This is a genomic window from Glutamicibacter soli (assembly GCF_003309065.1).
Classification (GTDB): Bacteria; Actinomycetota; Actinomycetes; order Actinomycetales; family Micrococcaceae; genus Glutamicibacter; species Glutamicibacter soli.
The window spans coordinates 151,056-168,380 of record NZ_POAF01000002.1 but is presented as its reverse complement, the minus strand read 5'-3'; the positions used below and the strand labels follow the sequence as shown (position 1 = coordinate 168,380).

The following is a 17,325-nucleotide window of genomic DNA, read 5'->3' as shown; positions in this document are numbered from 1 at the left end:
GCATATCGTGCAGGCGCCGGGGATTTCGTTTTTCCCGATACCTTGCGCCGCCCGCGGCGACGCGGCTCATTCCACCGTGAACTGCACCCGGTGCCAGCCTGACGCTCCGTCGGGCACCGGGTCGGCGCGCTCTTCGGTCTGCAGCTTGCCGCTGCGGTCGTAGGCCCGCACGGCGACCGCATGCGTGCCGGGCGCCGCGTCCTCCCAGCGGTAGCTCCATTGCCGCCAGGTATCGAGCGTCGCCTCCTCGGCCAGCGTTGCCTCGCGCCAGGAACCGCCGTCGATGCTGACCTGGACCCGGGAAATGCCGCGGGTCTGCGCCCAGGCGCTGCCGCCGAGATCCACCCGTCCGGCGGGCACCGTGGCGAAGGACTGCGGGGTGTCCACGCGGGATGACATCTTTATCGGGCCGCGTTCGGACCAGCCGCGGGTGGTCCAGTAGGCCGCCTTGTCCGCGAAGCGGGTCACCTCAAGGTCCACCACCCATTTGGTGGCCGAGACGTACCCGTAGAGCCCGGGAACCACCATGCGCACCGGGAAGCCGTGCTCCATGGGCAGCGCCTCGCCGTTCATGCCCACGGCCAGCAGCGCCATGCGTTCATCGGTCAGGGCTTCGAGCGGGGTGGACGCGCTGAATCCGTCGATCGAGGTGGACAGCACCATGTCCGCGCCCGCGGCCGGCTTGGCGCGGGCCAGCACCTCGCGCAGCGGATAGCCCAGCCACTTTGCGTTGCCCACCAGATCCCCGCCCACCGGGTTCGAAACGCAGGTCAGCGTCAGGTAGTGCTCCACCAGGTCCTGGCTGAGCAGCTCCTGGAAATTCATCGTGAACTCGTGCTCCACCAGGCCATGGACCCGCAGCGACCACTGCGCCGGGTCGATGCCGGGCACCCTCAACGCGGTGTCGATGCGGTAGAAATCCTGGTTCGGGGTGACGAACTCGGGCATCCCCGCCAGATTGATCTGGGCGCCCGGCGGCACCGCGGGAGCCGTGGTCTTGGCGGCCGGAAGCCGCAGGGCCTTGCGAGCCAGCTGCGCGGTGTTCCGGGCCGCGAACAGCGGCGTGGACAGGATGGCGGCGCCCGCCGCGAGCACCACGGCCCCGGCGGCCCCGAGCATGAAGTTGCGCCGGGCCACGCCATCGGGCGACTCCGAGTGCGCGGGATCCAGCCGGGAAGCCAACGAGCACAGCCACCGCAGGACAAGCAGCGCCGCCGCGGTGCCCAGGGCGGTCGGGACCAGATCCAGCGGACCGGTGGATGAACGCGAGATCACCGCGGCGCCCAGGATCCCCGCCAGCACCAGCACCGTTGCCGAGGCCGCGGCGGCGCTGCGCCGCGCCAGCAGGCCGATCAGCGCGGCGAGCACCACGGCCACCGCGCCCATCGAGACGAACAGGGCCAGCTTGTCGTTGGTGCCGAACAGCGAAATCGCCAGGTCCTTCAGCCCCGGCGGGGTGAAGTCGATGACAGCGGAGCCCAGCGCCACCAAAGGTGCTGACGACGAAGCGAAAAAGGCTGACACCAGCTGGGCGACGCCGAACAGCACCCCGGCCGAGCAGAGCCCCGTCAGCGCATACGCTCCGCGTGCTCCCAGGTTGCGCCTTGGTGTTTCCTTCACGGCATGTCACCTCCGGTGAGTAGCTGCCGCCCGGCGTTCCGGGTCGGCTGGTCCTTCAGCAACTGGTTCGGAGCCGGGCCGGGGGCGGATTGGCCCGGGCATGCTCAGAGTTCCTGGACCATCAGCGGTTCGGTGGTCGGCGCCGGAGAACCCGTGGCCGGTTCAACGGTGATGCCGAAATGCGAGACCCCGTCCATGGCACCGGTAAGCAATTTCAGGCCGTCGGCCCCGGTGCCCGGCAGCATGCCGGCCGGCTGGGCGCCGTCGGCGGAGATGAGCCACAGCTCGTAGCCCTTGTCCTTGGACAGCTCGGGCATTCCGGCGGTGGTGACTGCCATCAGGCCCCGCTCGACGGAATAGGACAGCGTCACCGTCGCCCCGTCGGCCATGGTCTGGGTTTTGGTTTCCACATCCGGCGCGCCCAGCAGCTCGGTGAGCTCGGCCTGGCGAGTGCTGAGATCGGTGAGCTGGGCCTGCAGCTGGCGCTGTTCGGCCTGCTGCAGGTAGACCACGGTTCCCAGCCCCGCCGAGCCCAGCAGCAGGATGGCCGCGGCCAGGGCGAAGAACTTCGCGGACTTGCGGCGGGCAGGCCATCCCTGCCGCGCGGGCACGGAATCCGGGGCTGGCGCGTGCTCGGGCTGCGGAATTGCCGCCGGCTCGTCCGCTCGTTCGTCCGTGGGATCCTCCGCCGGCAGCTGCGGGCGGCGGGCGATCTCCTCCATGAGCCGGGATTTCACCCTGGTCGGCGGGGGCACCGGTGCGCTGCCCAGCGCCAGCATGGCGGCGGTCTCGTCCATGGCATCCATGTCGGCTTGAAGCGCGGGGGAGTTCGCGGCCTGCGCCAGCAGCCTGGCGCGTTCCTCGTCGCTCAGCGCATTCAGGGCGTAGCTGCCGGTCAGCTCGTTCTCGTTCCGTTCCACTACGCCACCCCCATCAGGTCTCGAAGCTTAATCATGCCATCGCGGATGCGCGTCTTGGCGGTGCCCACCGGGATTTTCAGCAGGTCGGCCACCTCGTGGTGCGTGTAGCCCCCGAAGTAGGCCAGTTCGATGGCGGCGCGCTGGGCCTCGCTCAGGCGCTTGAGCGCCTGCACGATGCGCCGGCTCTCGTCATGCAGGATCGCGTTCTCTTCCACGTCGTTGTATTCCGTGCCGATCTCCTGTAGCCCCATGCGCAGGTCTCGTTCGCGGCTTGCCTGGCTGGAGCGGATGCGGTCCACCGTGCGGCGGTGCGCCAGGGTCAGCAACCAGCCCGCGGCGCTGCCGCGGGCAGGGTCGAAGCGGGCCGCATGCTGCCAGGCCTGAACGAAGACTTCCTGCAGGATCTCCTCGCTTTGCGCCTCGTCCCTCAGCAGGCGCCGCACCAGGCCGTACACGCGCGGCGCGAGGCAGTCGTAAAACTGCTCGAAGGCGCGCTCGTCGCCGCCGGCGATACGGCGCAGCAGTTCCTCGGGTGCTGCCGTCACCGGCTCTGGAACTGCGTCGCTCATCTCCGAACTCATGGACCCAAGAATCTCATGCACGAGGCGATCATTCCCATGGCTCTCATCCACCATTCAGTTTCAGGGGCGTTCCCCGCGGGTTCCGGGGCGCGCGGCGCACGGCGACGCCCGGCTCCTGTGCCGGAACCGGACGCCGCCATGGCTGGTTTACGTCGGACAGAATCCAGGCGCCGCGGCTACTTGTCGGCCGGCGGCATCAGGACGGTGTCGACCAGGTAGACCACCGCATTGGCGGTCTGGACTCCGCCGCAGACGACCTTGGCGTCATTGACCATCAGGTTGTCTGCGCTGCCTGTCACTTCCAGGTCCCGGCCCTCAACCGTGGTGTGCGTTCCCGCGATGTCGGCGGGCTGGATCTCCCCGGGAACCACATGGTAGGTGAGCACCTTGGTCAGCATGTCCGAATCCTTGACGACGGCGTTCAGGTCCTTCTCCGGGATGGCGGCGAAGGCTTCGTCTACCGGTGCGAAGACGGTGAATTCGGCCCCGTTCAAGGTGTCGACCAGATCGACGTCCGGGTTCAGCTTCCCGGAGACGGCCTTGGTCAAGGTCTTCAGCAGCGGGTTGTTGGACGCCGCGACGGCGACCGGGTCCTGGGCCATCCCGGCGACCGAGCCGTCGCCGCTCGGCACGGCTTCGGCGTAGGCCGAGCATCCCGAGCCGACAAGATTCGCGGTCGGGTCCATGCTGCTGTCCGCGGCCGGGCTGCTTTCGGTGGCCATCTCCGAGCTGGAGGCTTCGGGGGCGGGTGCGCTCGATGATTCCGGGGTGTCGCTGTCCATCGAACAGGCACTGAGTCCCAGCGCGGCGACCGCGATCAATCCCAGGGCTCCGGCGAACGTTCTCTGCGTGTGCTTCATGTCGTTCTCCTCCTGTGGCGACGGCAAGAACCGTCGTGGTGTCCCTCCCCGTCGGGGCGGGCTTTCACACGGTATTCGGGGCGCGGCACGGTGCGGATTGGACCGGATCGAAAAAATTTTGCAACCTCCGCACCAAGCACGCGCGCCGGCCCTCCCCCGATGCAGGGGAGAACCGGCACGCGCGCTGTACGGCTAGTGGGCGGGGCGCCTAGATCAGGTCCTCGCCACGGCGCTTCGCCTCGCGGGCTTCGGAAATGAAGGCCTTGGAGATGACGATGGCGACGACGGCCACGATGACCGGCCAGATGAGGACGTAGAGGCTGAGGGCTAGCATTTATTCACGCTCCTGGGCTGTTCTGGTTGAGTTGCGGCTGCCGGCAGGCACTGCAGCGACCGGCTGTTCCCCGGTATCGAAGTCTCCGGCCCGCTCGGCGATCACCGCGAAGTCGAAGTTCTGCGTGGACCTGAAGGACATGAGATAGCAGATGATGGTGCTGACCGAATAGGCGACCAGCGAGGCCGACAGGGTCGTGTAGTCGCGCAGGAAGCCGAAGCAGAACGGCGCGGCGACTACGCTGGCCCCGATGCCGATAACCATTGCCGGGCGCAGGCCGAAGAAGCCGAAGGCCATCAGGCCCAGGACGATGCCGATGCCCAGGATGGCCAGCAGCTCGATCAGCACGGCGGTGATGCCCGTCATCGGGATCAGGTCGAAACGCACCGGAATGAATACCGCCAGCGCGGCGATCACCGAAACGGTGAAGGCCTTGTTGGTGACCTTCTTCCAGTAGAAGCTCGCCAGCACCGGGAACACCAGCGCGCCCCACAAGGCGCCGACGAAGACCAGCAGGTCCAGGATGTTCATCTGCATGCTGGCCAAAGCGACGGCCAGGGCTGTTGCGGCGACCATCGTCAGCCGTCCGACCAGCAGCATGGTTTTCGGGTTCGCCTTCTTCTTGCCCGCGATGTTCTGTCCGTAGATGTCGGCCATCATGATGGAGGATAGCGCGGAGAGGTCCGAATCGGCGGTCGAGGACAGCGCGCCGATGATCATGATGAAGAACAGCGCCAACAGGATGCCCGGGAGGTAGCTTGCCGCCATTTCGGGGATGATGTTGTTCAAATCCCCGCCGGTCGGGGTGAAGCCCAGATACAGCGCCAGCACGCCGAGCATGCCCACGCCGATGACCATGGCGCCGTAGCCGATGGTCGCGGTGATGAAGGTCGGCTTGATCAGGTCCTCGCGCACCGCGAACAGCCGCTGGGCGATGGTCTGGTTGCCGATGGCGTAGGCCAGCACCGCGGCGATGTACGGGGCACCCTGGTTCAGGAAGGCCTCGGAGGAGAAGAAGTTCGACTGCTGCGCGGTGAGGTTCGCTGCCCCGGTCTCGAACGCGGCGGGGAATCCCGCGGCGAAGAAGATGAACGGCACGATGATGGCCACTGCGCCGAGCATGGCGATGACCTGCATGAAATCGGTGAGCACCGAAGCGCGGAACCCCGACCACAGGGTGTAGAGCAGCACGCCGCCGGCCACGGCGAATACGCCCTGGATGAAGTTGAAGGGGGAGAGCATCGAAATCAGCACGCCACCGGCGATGAAGTTGGACATCAGCGAGATGACCGAGCCGACGACGTTGGACCCTGCCAGCATGAGCTGGCTGGAGCGGCCGTGGCGTACGTACATGACCTCGGCCAGCGTGTGGGCCTTGGGCGCCACCTTGCGGATGCGCTTGCCGAAGGGGTAGATGAACAGGATCATCAACGCGCCCCACAGGCCGTAGTGGATGGGGCCGCTGATTCCGTAGGTGTAGCCGGACGACGCCGAGGCATACATGGAAGAGGCCCAGATCCAGGTAGCGGTCATGCTTGCCGCCGAAATGCCGAAGCCGATTTTATTGCCGGCGGTCATGTACCCGTCGGCATTTTCGTTTTTCTTACCAATGCGAGTGGAAACGAAAAACGTTCCACCGTAAAACAAGACCAATAAAAGTACAATGGTCAGAGCGCTGAAACCGACTGCTTCCGGGTTCACACTCCACCTCCTTAGGATCGACGAGTTCGAGAAACGACACCGGATCGGACAAGGATCCTCCGCGGTGCATGGTTCTGCACGTCTCATCCCGCACACTGCGATGGCGGGGTTCGATTAGCCGACGCACACAAGCCCTGGGGCCATCAATCACTCTCCGTCCGTTCTTCGGCTCATCTCTTTCCAGAACCAGCCTATTTTTACGCGCGCTGAGTCAGTTCGCTGTCGTCCTCATACATGCCTAGTTGAGGCCTAATACTTGGTGAATGGCTGGGAATTCGATCCTGATTGAATCGAACGCACCGAGTAAAGTGCTCGGTGACAAAATTGCCGTTCGTGCGCGGTTCTTTCCCAATTGACGGCGAAATTCAAGCCGGTCAGAGAACCCGTCGATGCTCCGCTCGGTCGAGACGGCAACTGTCCTGCGCCTGCAGTTCACCGGAAAACCGGTGTTGTGGAGCTCGTCACGTCCGACTAGCGCCGTAGATCCGGCGGGATCATCGACTGTTTGAGCGTAGCATGAATCACAGGATTCTGCTCAAATCGCTCCGGATTAGTATCTCAAGTCAGGACTTAGTTCGTGTCGCATCGCCTCCTATTTCGATAATTCAAAAATGGTGATAAATCGTTATCTGGGGTTGAAATTTGTCGAAAATGAATTATTATTTTGACGTCTATTTCCCGCTCGCAACACCTGGATTCTGAAGAGTGGATATTTCCCGCGGAGTCATGCCGGAACGGCGTCGTGCCCTGTTCTCCGACCGTGAGGACGAAAAGGTCGGGCTGTTTCGCGGCAGTCGTATGCCGGCAACAGGTTCTGATCGGCGGAATTCGGCGGGCCGCAGGTGAACCTGGCGCTGACATGACAAAGGGCCCGCGCTGCCCGAAAATTTTCGAGGAGCGCGGGCCCTGAGAATGACGTTATGCGGCTATGCCAACTTGTACCTGAGGCGAATGACCGCTAGTCCGATGAGCGAAAGGACTGCGATAGCCATGTAGTAGAAACTTGGGGCATCCAGGGAACCGGTTGCGCTAATCAGCCAGGTGAGCACGAGTGGCGCGATGCCGCCGAGTACGGTGACACCTACGTTGTACGTGACCGAGATTCCTGATCCGCGAATCGCTGCAGGGAACAACGACGAAATCAGCGCCGGAAGTGGACCGAAGTAGAACGCCATGATGACACCCAGCAGAGCGATCACGACGATCATGACTGGAACTGTGGGATTACCTGTCATCAACTTGAACAGCGGCCAGGCTCCCACGAGCGCGGCCACCGCTGCCCAAGTCATAACGCGCGCTGGCCCCACCCTGTCGGCAAGATGGCCGATGAACGGCACGCTGACCAGCGTTACGATGCCAGCAACCACGCCACCCAGGAATGCGGCATCGGCAGGGATGTGCAGATTCTGTACGGCAAATGTCGGCATGTAGAGAATCATGTAGACAGAGATCGTGGCGACGCCGATCGCCGCTGCTCCGGCCAAAAGCCGTCCGTAATTGTGGGCAAAAAGCTGCCCCAGCGGAGACTTCGACTTTTCAACCTTGATGAATTCTTCGGTCTCTTCGAGCCGTGCTCGGATGTACAGCCCGACCGGACCGATGAGCAAACCGACAAAGAACGGAACGCGCCATCCCCAGCTCTCCAGGGCCTCGGTGGACAACTGTGTAGTCAGGACGAACCCGAAAGCAGAAGCGAGCAGCATGGAGGCTCCCTGTGCCGCGACCTGCCAGGAGGCGTAGAAGGCCTTCTTGTGCGGGGCGGTTTCAATGAGAAATGCCGTGGCGGTGCCGAATTCGCCACCCGCCGAGAAACCCTGGAGCAGGCGTGAGAGCAGGATGATCAAGGCGCCCCAGACACCCACCATTTCGTAGGTCGGGGCAATGGCCATGATCAAGGTGCCGACCATCATGAGCATCAATGTGAGGGTCAGCGCAGCTTTGCGTCCCTTGCGATCAGCGTAGCTGCCCAGAACCATGCCGCCCAAGGGACGGATGACATAGGAAATAGCGAAGGTGGCGAATGTGAGGATTAGCGCGAAGGTTGCATCCGACTCGGGGTAGAACAATTTGGCGATTGTCGTGGCGAAGGTTGCATAGACAATGATGTCGAACCATTCCAGGGCTGCGCCGATGGAAGAAGAAATCACTGCCTTGCGTGCGTCGGCAAGCTGCTGCGTGGTCGGGGACTGCGGTGAAGCGGTCATGAGGAAAGTTCCTTGATCAGTTGATCCATGAATCCTTCGCAGGCAACGATTTGTTCGAGTTCAATGAATTCGTCCGGTGCATGGGCCTGGGCGATGTCGCCCGGACCGCAAACCACGGTCGGAATGCCTGCGGCGGCGAACAGTCCGGCCTCCGTGCCGTAGGTGACCTTGTCGTCGGCGGCGATGGCGCCGCATCGAGCGGCAAGATCGACGATCTCTTCCGACGGGGCGGTGTCCAGGCCCGGGGCACCTGCTACCTGCTCGAAGGTCATGGATGCCTGTGGGTTCCTGGCGCGCATTTCTTCGCCCAGTTGGCTCGCGAAATTCTTGATTCGGGCGGTCAGCGCCTCGCGGTCCACGACCGCCAGCGAACGGAACTCAAAATGCACTGTGCAGTCTGAAGGGATCGTATTGACAGCAATTCCACCGTTGATCAGATTCACGTTCATTGTCGTGGTGGGTTCGATGAAAGCCGGGTCGGAAGGGCCCTCCGTCCGCAGCTCATGGGCGATCTCTTCCACGAACCTGGCGAAACGAAGGCCGTAGGAGATGGCGTTGAGTCCTTCGCTGGGCAGCGATGAGTGCGCTGCGACCCCGTGGAAGGAAACCTTGAAAACATTCATGGACTTGTGCCCGCGGATTGCGCGCATACTGCTTGGCTCACCGACGAAGCAGCCGCGAGGGGCCAGTTCCTGGCTCACGATTTCATCAACGAGGCTCACCGCACCGACGCAACCGATTTCTTCGTCATAGGAGAATGCGAGGTGAATCGGCTGCGAAAGCTTGGCGGAGATGAACTCGGGCAGTTTGCCCAGGATGACCCCGATGTAGGACTTCATGTCGCAGGTGCCACGCCCGTACAGCTTCTCATCACGCTCATGGACAGTAAACGGATCGCTGGACCAGTTCTGTCCGTCGACCGGGACGACGTCGGTGTGGCCGGAGAGGACCACGCCCCCGCGGCGGCTTCCATCGTCCGCCGGAATGGTTGCCAGCAAATTGGCCTTGCTTCGATCTTCGTTGTAGATCCGTTTGGAATCGATTCCGACCGCTTGAAGTTTTGCTTCGAGCAGATCGATCAGCGGCAGGTTGGTGTCCCTGCTAGTGGTGTCGAGGGCAATGAGGTCGCTGATCTCGCGAAGGCTTGCCGATGATGGGCGCGTCATGAGGTTCCTTGATGTAGGTTTTATCTTTGGTTGAAGACATATTGTCATGGGTGAGTGGGCTCACAAAAATATGTTTCCCAAACGGACGAATCGTCAAAGGACGTTGAATGGGCTGCGAGGGAAACATCACCGGATTTTCGCTTTTGCGGCCAATTCAGAAGTACGCAAAGGGCTAGTCAACATGCGGTCGGAACCAGCGCAGCGTGGTGATATGGATCGAGGATTACGGCAATGTGATGTCCTTCTGGGATAACGGAGGCCCAGCTGGTGGGTGGAAAAATATTTCCCCGACTTCTCCACACCCCGCAACCACCTCCCGCCGCCACCCGTAGACCCGGCGCAGGCTGGGCTCATGAGTATCCACCAGCTAGCCGCAGCACTCCAGGTCCTGCACAACGCCATCACCACGAGCATCCCGCGCGGCGCGGCCGCCGCCCTGCTCGAAGTCATGGCCTCGTGCTGCGCCCTGCTGGTGAAACTCTCCGAAGCCCTGCACGGCATCGAGGACCCTCGGGTCGCCGCCGCCCACGCCCACCTGATCGAGCAGCTGTTCCACTACACCCAGCGCGAGCAGCTGCGCAGCCAGATCCATCTGGAATCCACCGGCGCGCACCTGCTCGAAGACGACGAGCTGGACGCCCTGCGCCAAGCCAGGGACCAGCACGCCTACCGGCAGCTGGACCTGGCAACGGCCCCGCGCCTGCACGCGGGCCGCGCCCACTACACCAGCACCGCGGACTTCTCCGCGGCCTGGCTGGGACTGAACTACTATGGCGCCGCGTCCCGGCTGCACGATGCGCACCTGCTGATCGCCCGCCGCGCCATGGACGGCGGCACGCTGACCCCGCGGCTGGCCGGGCTGGCCCGGCTGTACCAGGAGCCGGGAGCCGTGGACCCGCGCCGGATCGCGCAGGCGGCCCGGGCACTGGACAAGTTCGAACCAGCCGACACCTGCTTCGAAGGGCTCCCGTTGCCGCCAACCGCCCGGCACGCCGACGGGGCACTCATGGAAGAGCACGTACTGGCCGCCTTGGCCGAGCCGAACCGCACCACCAGCGAGAAACAGGTCTCCACCTTGATCTCCGACTACCGGCGCGAGCACGGCAAGCAACGGGCCCCGGAGACCGGGATCTTCTTCCGCGGCACCCGCGCCGGGGTGGACTGCTACGACCTGCGCGCGGCGGGGGAGCAGGCCGAGCAGTTGCGCTCGCTGATGGGGCAGGCGGACAACCCGCGGACCCAGGCCGGCAAGGCCGCCCGGGCCGCCCGGGCCGCCCGGCCTGGTTCCTCGAACCCCGACCGCTCGGCTGCGGACGCCGAGGCAATAGAACGCGGCGAGGTGCAGACCGACCCGTTGTTCAGTTCGGATGCCCCGGCTCCTGACTGGTCCGGCATCAATTCCGGCCCCGACAGCAGCCCCGATGCCGGTCCCGTCCCCGATGGCGGCACTGGTGGCGGCCCGGCCGAGGAAGGCCGGGAGAATCTCATTGACTTTGATACGTGGCATAGCGCGGGCAAAGGCTCGCAGGGTGCCTCGGAGGGCCAGTACGGCCAAGACATCTCGGAGAGCCAGCACGCTCAGGAGTCCTCCGAGGGCCAGGAAGGCCAGGATTCCGGGGGTGCGGAAACCGGCCACGAGGATGCAGGCCATGGCTTCGGGGATGCCGCCGGGCAGCCGCGGACCGAATACAGCGATCAGGACCCGGAGTTGGGCGGCGACGCGGACGTGCCGCCGGCCCAGCGCCGGTTGAACGCGTTCCTCGCAGCCCTCAGCTCCGGTCATCAGGGGCCGGGGGCGAAGACCATCGCGCCGCGGGTCGGGATCCACATCCAGCTCAAGGCCTTGGAGGATTTGCGGCACCCCGAGATGCTCACCTCGACCACGGATCACGGGGTGGGGCTCGACGCGGCGGAGACCGGGAGGTTGATGTGCGAGGGAGCGATTTACCGGGTGATCTTCGGGCCCGACGGGCAGCCCTTGGATGTGGGGCGGACCCAGCGGTTCTTCACCGAGGCGATCAAGCGGGCCGCGTTGGCCCGGGACCGAGGGTGTATTGTGCCCGGGTGCACCGCGCCGCCGGAGATGCTTGAGTGCCATCATGATGATTGGTGGGAGCATGGCGGGCAGACCAGTTGCCGTAATGCGTCGTGTTTGTGCCGTCGGCATCATTTGGCGATCCATGCCGGGTTGCTGACCTTGGTCAAGATCGGGGGATTGGCGTATATCTTGTTCCCGAAGCATGTGGATCCGTTGCAGATACCGCAGCGGAACCGGCTCTACACCGCTGCCTAATTCCTGTTGATGGGTAGACAGAGTATGCGCAGACTTCGGTCCGGGGGATCTTGAGATCGTTGACGGGTCGTCTGGCAGATCCAGAGCTTCGCAAGCAACCGCTACAACTTTCATACTCTTTGCGGATAGGTTAATCGACTTGGAATTGTCACGCTCTGACCACCATCGCTCCCACGCAGGATTATTCGCCGGACAGGAGAAATCCGTGCAGGTCTCTCCAGAGACCTGCACGGATTTCGGTTTCCTATTTCACTCAGCGATGGCCATGATGGCTGTGGCCCAACGTTGCAGTGACTATTGATCCGGACGGCGTCAGCGCGTTCGTGCTGACAGCCATCCTGTGCCCGCTGATGGCGACATCGGAGGCCATCGGCGCTGGGAGCACATTAACTGCCTTGCCCTTCACGATCTTGGATACGCCTCCGCCGAACAGCTCGGTCACGTAGATGCTTCCGCGATCATCCACTGCGATGCCGGTGGGCGCGCTCAGGCCGCTGGCCACGAGGTAGCTTTTCTTGCTGTGGAGATTCAACTTGTAGATCTTGCCCTTGGACATGGACTCGCCCGGAGCTCCCGGCAGTACGGTGTAGTACAGCCAATTGCCACGAAGTTCGATGTCGGTAGGAACGGCCTGGGCCCAGTAGGTGCGTCCCATCATGCAATCGGGAACCGTCAGTCCTGCTTCTGCGGCTGCAGCGACGGCTGCTTCATCGATCACAACAGGTTCGGCGGGGAGCACTTTGACTACGCTCGCCTTGCCGTGTGAATTCACCTTCCAGAGTGCGTTGCCGCCCGCGTCGCCCACATAGACATTGCCGCGCCACACGGAGGTGGAATACGGATGGGAATAGACCTCGCCGGTGGATTGCATCCACGGAGCTTGATCCAGACAGGTCTGAGGGGCATCGCGCACACCGTAGACGGTCTTACCGTCCGGGTTGAGCTTGACTTCCCACTTGGTCATGTCGGTGATGGTCCGGGTCTTGCCATGGTGGCTGATGGACTTGAGCAATGCCGGGCCGATGGCCTCTGGATTTTCATCGGTGCCCGCCACGTTTTCAAAGTAGTAGGTGGTGCCGCGAGAGTACGACACGGCTCCGATTTCCTTACCCGGCGCAGAAGCCAGAACCTTTTTGGTTCCGTCCGATGCCACCGACGACAACATGCCGGCGAAAGATTCTGCGACCAGGATGTTGCCGTGGGATCCATAGGCCACTTTCAACGGCCCGCCGAGCCCCTCGATGAGGGTTTCGACATGCTGCACCGTCGTCCGGGAGTTATGGTGGGAGTCACCGCCGGCTTGTGCCGGGGCGATGTTCAACGTTGTTGCCAGAAGCGCCCCCGCAGCAACAGCTGCGAATGCACGGAATTTCATGGGGTGTTCCTTGCCTTGCTGGTGACTCGCGATCCATCACAGGGATCGCGCGCTGTGGATCGTCACCCGCAAGATCCGTGGAAGTCATCATGCGCAAATACTCCCCTGATGGCGCGCGGCCACAGGGAACAGTTTTTGATAGCCCCAAGAATTTTGCGAGTGAGTGGAAGCCGTGCGAGGCGGCTCGCGGCGAAGTGCCCCAGCCACCTCGTCCCCAACGTCACAGGCGTGATAAAACCACGCAAGTGGTTAGAGTTTAGGAGTGTTGACGTCGCCGGTCAATCGTTTCCGAGCAGTAACCTTTGGTTCCGGCCCAGGATCCGGGACGTCGTTGAGGTCTGCAGAAATTCCGGCGTGAACATATTTTTTGTTCATTCTTCGCTGCGCGGACGGCGTGGGACCAGCGCTCGGCAGCGCAGGGGGGTGTGTTGCAGCCGGCATCGCGTTGGCGCGCTATCGCACAGCCGAACTCAACGCGGTGTTTTCCGGGCCTGATGGGCCGACAGCGCGCTGGTGATGGGATCGACCACATCTGCGTCCCAAACAGGCTAATGACCGGGGCAGCGCCTATACTGGAACGCGTGAGTAAAGCCGGGCAGAACACTGAAGAGCAGGCCTCTGGCCTCGTACTAGTCGATAAAGAACAGGGCATGACCTCCCACGATGTGGTTGGTCGCATCCGCCGGCTGGCGGGCACCCGCAAGGTCGGGCATGCCGGAACGCTGGATCCCATGGCCACTGGCGTGCTGGTCATCGGCGTCAACAAGGCTACCCGCCTGCTCACTTACATCGTCGGCCACGACAAGACCTACACCGCCACCATTCGCCTGGGCCAGAGCACCGTTACCGACGACGCCGAGGGCGATATCGTCTCCGAGCGCATCGCCGCTGCGGTGACCGACGAGGACATCGAGCGCGAGGTGGCCAAGCTGCGCGGGGACATCCAGCAGGTCCCGAGCCAGGTTTCTGCGATCAAGGTCGACGGCAAGCGCTCCTATGCGCGCGTTCGCGCCGGCGAGCAGGTGGAATTGAAGTCCCGCCCGGTGACGATCAAGCGCTTCGACATCCACGAGATCCGCCGCGAGAATGGCGGCAAGATCCTGGATGTGGACGTCACCGTCTCCTGCACTTCGGGTACCTACATCCGCGCCCTGGCCCGCGACCTGGGCGAAGCCTTGAACGTCGGCGGCCACCTGACCGCGCTGCGCCGCACCGAAGTCGGCCCGTACAAGATCGAGCTGGCCCGCACCCTAGAGCAACTGGCGCAGGAGTTCGAGATCCTGCCCCTGGAAAAGGCTGCCGCGGCGATCTTCCCGAACCGCACCGTGAGCGTCGACGAAGCAGTCGAGCTGTCCTTCGGCCGCCCCATCGCTGCGTCATCCAAGACCATGGACGTCGCGGCAGACCAGCCCGTGGCCGCTTTCGCGCCCAACGGCGTGCTGGTCGCGCTGCTGGAAGACAAGGGCGACAAGGCCCGCACCACGCTGGTTTTCACCGCCAAGTAAGCCGCGGACCCGGAACGTAATCCAGGGAGGATTGCCCTTTTGATTGTCATGAACGGCTTTTTCGTCGCCGGCGCGATTGTCTGCGCGGTAGCGCTGCTTGTCGCGGTGATCGCCACGCTCATCCGCAAGCACCCTGACGACTGGGCCCTGGTCGGCGCGATCGCCACCGAGGTGTTCCTGATCGTCTACGGCATTGCCGCGGCCATCCGCCAGGCCGGGGGAGATGCTGTGGCAGGAGACCCGATCGAGTTCTGGGGCTACTTCATCACCGCGCTGATCATGCCGCCGATCGCGTTCTTCTGGGCCGTCAGCGAGAAAAGCCGCTGGTCAAACGCCTTGCTCGCGGCTTCGGCACTGGTCACGTTCGTAATGTTGTTCCGCATGGAACAGATCTGGCAGTAGGAGCCTCCACATGAGTCAGAAGCCACGCAATTCGCGCATCCTGCAGGCGGCCGAAGCCAAGAAAAGCGCTGACGGACCCAAGCCCAGCCGCACCACCGGCCTGGGCCGGGTCATCATCGCGGTCTACGGCATCCTCGCCCTGGCTGCGACGGTGCGCGCCGTCTACCAAATTGTGAGCAAGTTCGACGAAGCCCCGGAAGCCTACGTGCTGTCGCTGATTTCCGGCCTGATCTACTTCGTCGCAACCTTCTCGCTGTCCTCGGCCAAGCCGCGCGCGTGGATGGTGTCGCTGTGGGCCGTGAGCATCGAGCTGGTCGGAGTGCTGGTGGTCGGCACGCTGTCGCTGACCCACCCTGAGATCTTCGCCCACCCGTCGGTGTGGAGCGGTTTCGGAGAAGGCTACGGATACATCCCGCTGGTGCTTCCGATCATCGGCCTGTGGTGGCTGTACCGTAATCGTAGTGAGCGTCACAGCTAAACCCGTGTAAGAATTGCTTCGGCGGGTTTTTTGATCTGCCGAGGAAAGTACCCATAAAGGAGCAAAGTGCACTATTGGAAGGGCCTGGACGCAGTCCCCACTGACGTGGCTCCCACCGTTGTGACCATTGGCAACTTCGACGGGGTCCATCTGGGACACTGCGAAGTCCTGGACGCCGTCGTCTCGCTGGCGAAGCAGCGGGCGGCCAAGTCGGTGGCCATCACCTTTGAACCCCACCCGGCATTGGTGCACCGCCCGGACAGCGCACCGGAATTGATCATGGGTCTCGCCGACCGCGTGGACACCCTGGCCAGCGTGGGCCTGGACGCCGTCCTGATGATCCACTACACCCTGGAATTCGCGGACCAGAGCGCCGAGGAATTCGTGAAGTCCATCATCGTGGACACGCTGCACGCCACCGCCGTCGTGGTGGGCCATGACGTGCGCTTCGGTCGCAACAACTCCGGCGACTTCGAGTTCATGCAGGAACTGGGCCGGAAGTACGGCTTCGACGTCATCGGCGTGGACGACGTGGGCGACAAGCGCCGCCTGTCCTCCACCTGGGTGCGCGAGGAACTGGCCGCCGGCAACGTCGAAGCCGCCGCCTCGATCCTCGGCCGCCCGCACCGCATGCGCGGTGAAGTGGTCCACGGGGCCGCCCGCGGCCGGGAACTTGGTTTCCCGACTGCGAACCTGTCCTCCGACGCCTCCGGCATCATCCCGGCCGACGGCGTGTACGCCGGCTGGCTGGTCGACGAGGCCGACGTGCGCTGGCCTGCCGCGATTTCTGTGGGCTCCAACCCGACCTTCGAAGGCATCTCCCGCGTCGTGGAAGCCCACGTCATGGACCGCCCGGACGAGGGCGTCGAGGACTTCGACCTCTACGGGCAGCAGGTCATCGTCGAATTCGTCTCGCACCTGCGCCCGATGGTCGCCTACCGTGGCATCGAGGCCCTGATCGACCAGATGGCCGAGGACGTCGAGCAGGCCCGCGCGGTCCTGGCGCTGGAGCAGCACTAGGCTCGATGGCTGAAATTCCCTCGTTGCCGCGGCGCGCCTTCACTGTCGACGCCGCGCGGCGCACCGACCTGGCCTCCGCCTTCCAGAGCGGGGCGGACAGCTACGACAAGATCCGCCCCTCCTATCCGGAGCAGGCGCTGGACTTCACGCTGCAGTCGCAGCCGAAAACCGTGGTGGACATCGGCTGCGGCTCGGGCATCTTCACCGAGCAGCTCGCGGCCCGCGGGCTGGAGGTCAGCGCGGTCGATCCGTCCGCCGACATGCTCCGGGTGCTGGCCGAACGCCTGCCCCAGGTAGTGCGCACCTGCGCCCCCGGGGAGGACACAGGGCTGCCCGAGAACGCTTTCGACCTGGTCACCTATGCGCAGGCCTGGCACTGGGTGGACCACCCCAAGGCCAGCGCCGAAGCCGCGCGACTGCTGCGCAATGACGGTTGGCTGACCCTGCTGTGGAACCAGCTGGATGTCACCATTCCGTGGGTGCACCGGTTGGCGCGGATCATGCATGCAGGCGACGTCCACCGGCCGGAGTTGGAGCCGCCACTGGGCGGGCAGTTCGGGAAGCCCGAGCACGGGATCTGGCATTGGTCCATGGAACTTGATTTCGCGCAGATCGTCGAACTGACCCAGTCCCGAAGCTACTACCGCCGGGCCAGCGAGAGAACGCGCGCCAAGGTGGAGGGGAACCTCGCTTGGTACTGGATGGAGCATCTGGGATACACCGCCGAAGCAAAGGTGCAGGTGCCCTATCTCACGCATGCCTGGAGGGCGCGTCGACGCACCCGTCGATGATATGATTATTGATGGCCTTCGCTGCAGTCCGCGGTTGCGAGATGCCACCGTGAGCGTCTGACGCTCGCATTTGAA

The 17,325-nt window shown here is 63.8% G+C and carries 15 protein-coding genes; 6 read left to right on the top strand and 9 right to left on the bottom strand.

Features of this window, described 5'->3' with window-relative positions; genetic code table 11:
• Positions 1-66 precede the first annotated feature (66 nt).
• The 8 genes from C1H84_RS04350 to argE all read right to left on the bottom strand — a co-directional run bounded on the left by C1H84_RS04350 (position 67) and on the right by argE (position 9,434).
• Entirely contained in the window at positions 67-1,620 is a 1,554-nt protein-coding gene (locus C1H84_RS04350; RefSeq protein WP_244910805.1) for a molybdopterin-dependent oxidoreductase, read from the bottom strand.
• Between the two features lie 104 nt (positions 1,621-1,724).
• A complete protein-coding gene (locus C1H84_RS04345; protein WP_113606667.1) occupies positions 1,725-2,540 on the bottom strand; it encodes an anti-sigma factor in 816 nt (271 codons plus the stop codon).
• Positions 2,540-3,109: an ECF RNA polymerase sigma factor SigK gene (sigK, locus tag C1H84_RS04340; RefSeq protein WP_113606666.1), complete on the bottom strand. Its 570-nt coding sequence runs from the start codon at positions 3,107-3,109 to the stop codon at positions 2,540-2,542. Before sigK ends, C1H84_RS04345 begins: the two co-directional genes overlap by 1 nt.
• Positions 3,110-3,297: 188 nt before the next feature.
• Entirely contained in the window at positions 3,298-3,981 is a 684-nt protein-coding gene (locus C1H84_RS04335; protein ID WP_047121080.1) for a fasciclin domain-containing protein, read from the bottom strand.
• Between the two features lie 208 nt (positions 3,982-4,189).
• Positions 4,190-4,315, bottom strand: coding sequence for a putative transporter small subunit (locus C1H84_RS18385; RefSeq protein ID WP_047121081.1), 126 nt, complete (start codon positions 4,313-4,315; stop codon positions 4,190-4,192).
• Positions 4,316-6,016, bottom strand: coding sequence for a sodium:solute symporter family protein (locus C1H84_RS04330; protein WP_047121082.1), 1,701 nt, complete (start codon positions 6,014-6,016; stop codon positions 4,316-4,318).
• A 926-nt stretch (positions 6,017-6,942) separates the two neighbouring features.
• Positions 6,943-8,220: an MFS transporter gene (locus C1H84_RS04325; protein WP_113606665.1), complete on the bottom strand. Its 1,278-nt coding sequence runs from the start codon at positions 8,218-8,220 to the stop codon at positions 6,943-6,945.
• Positions 8,217-9,434 carry an acetylornithine deacetylase gene (argE, locus tag C1H84_RS04320; RefSeq protein WP_244910804.1) on the bottom strand — a complete coding sequence of 406 codons (1,218 nt, stop codon included), beginning with the start codon at positions 9,432-9,434 and terminating at the stop codon, positions 8,217-8,219. Before argE ends, C1H84_RS04325 begins: the two co-directional genes overlap by 4 nt.
• A 304-nt stretch (positions 9,435-9,738) precedes the next feature.
• On the opposite strand from argE, the gene C1H84_RS04315 reads away from it, so the two are divergent.
• Complete coding sequence (locus tag C1H84_RS04315; RefSeq protein ID WP_113606663.1) at positions 9,739-11,679, top strand: DUF222 domain-containing protein; 1,941 nt, start codon at positions 9,739-9,741, stop codon at positions 11,677-11,679.
• A gap of 253 nt (positions 11,680-11,932) precedes the next feature.
• On the opposite strand, the gene C1H84_RS04310 is transcribed toward C1H84_RS04315, so the two are convergent.
• Complete coding sequence (locus tag C1H84_RS04310) at positions 11,933-13,054, bottom strand: ScyD/ScyE family protein (protein ID WP_113606662.1); 1,122 nt, start codon at positions 13,052-13,054, stop codon at positions 11,933-11,935.
• Between the two features lie 551 nt (positions 13,055-13,605).
• On the opposite strand from C1H84_RS04310, the gene truB reads away from it, so the two are divergent.
• The 5 genes from truB (at position 13,606) to C1H84_RS04285 (ending at position 17,250) form a co-directional block, all read left to right on the top strand.
• On the top strand, positions 13,606-14,559 hold the full coding sequence (gene truB, locus C1H84_RS04305) for a tRNA pseudouridine(55) synthase TruB (RefSeq protein ID WP_272926282.1): 954 nt from the start codon (positions 13,606-13,608) through the stop codon (positions 14,557-14,559).
• Between the two features lie 48 nt (positions 14,560-14,607).
• Positions 14,608-14,961: a hypothetical protein gene (locus C1H84_RS04300; protein ID WP_047121207.1), complete on the top strand. Its 354-nt coding sequence runs from the start codon at positions 14,608-14,610 to the stop codon at positions 14,959-14,961.
• A 10-nt stretch (positions 14,962-14,971) separates the two neighbouring features.
• A complete protein-coding gene (locus tag C1H84_RS04295; RefSeq protein WP_181728036.1) occupies positions 14,972-15,439 on the top strand; it encodes a hypothetical protein in 468 nt (155 codons plus the stop codon).
• Between the two features lie 66 nt (positions 15,440-15,505).
• Complete coding sequence (locus tag C1H84_RS04290; protein ID WP_047121087.1) at positions 15,506-16,459, top strand: bifunctional riboflavin kinase/FAD synthetase; 954 nt, start codon at positions 15,506-15,508, stop codon at positions 16,457-16,459.
• Positions 16,460-16,464: 5 nt separating this feature from the next.
• Entirely contained in the window at positions 16,465-17,250 is a 786-nt protein-coding gene (locus C1H84_RS04285; protein ID WP_113606661.1) for a class I SAM-dependent methyltransferase, read from the top strand.
• The last annotated feature ends 75 nt before the right edge of the window (positions 17,251-17,325 follow it).